Here is a 617-nt window from a genome sequence, read left to right as displayed (position 1 = left end):
GCGACCGACAGTTCAAGCCTGGCCGCCGAACTCGACAATCCGGCGATCCTGCTGACCGACCACAAAGTGCCATCGGCCGAGCCGATCCTGCGTATCCTCGACCAACTCAAGGAGAGCGGGCGTCAGCTGCTGCTGGTAGCTGACGAGATCGCGCCTGAGGTCATCGCGGCGGTGATGCAGGCTCGGCTTCAGGGACGTGGCACCGTCGTCGCGATCAATCCGCCGGAATTCGGCCATTGGCGCAAGGCGATGATGGAGGATCTCGCGATCATGACGGGTGGCCGGGTGATCGCGCGCGTCGCATTGCCCAGATCGGCGATCGTCACCTCCTCGATCCGGGCACCCAGGTCGCGCGCGAGGGTATCCGCATCCGCGACCGTGATCCTGGGCGGCAATGGCGACAAGGCGGCCATCGACGGGCGGCGGCAACTGGTCCAGAAGCTGTGGGACGAGGCACCGCAGAATATCGAGCGCGACAAGCTGGCCGATCGCCTTGCAAAGCTCACCCGCGGGACCGCGCTCCTGCTCGCAGGCGGCGCCACGCCGGTCGAACAAAAACGCACGGCGCAACTCCTCGAAGATGGCCTTAACGCAGCCCGGGCTGCCCGTGGCGAAGG

Annotated in this window: 1 protein-coding gene; it reads left to right on the top strand. The window is 66.5% G+C overall.

From position 1 onward, the window contains the following. Window positions 1–617: TCP-1/cpn60 chaperonin family protein (locus tag H1B27_RS39740; protein ID WP_283817060.1), on the top strand; the 617-nt coding region annotated here is incomplete at both ends.

Source organism: Bradyrhizobium diversitatis, from assembly GCF_016031635.1.
Classification (GTDB): Bacteria; Pseudomonadota; Alphaproteobacteria; order Rhizobiales; family Xanthobacteraceae; genus Bradyrhizobium; species Bradyrhizobium diversitatis.
This window is presented reverse-complemented; position numbering and strand designations above follow the sequence as displayed.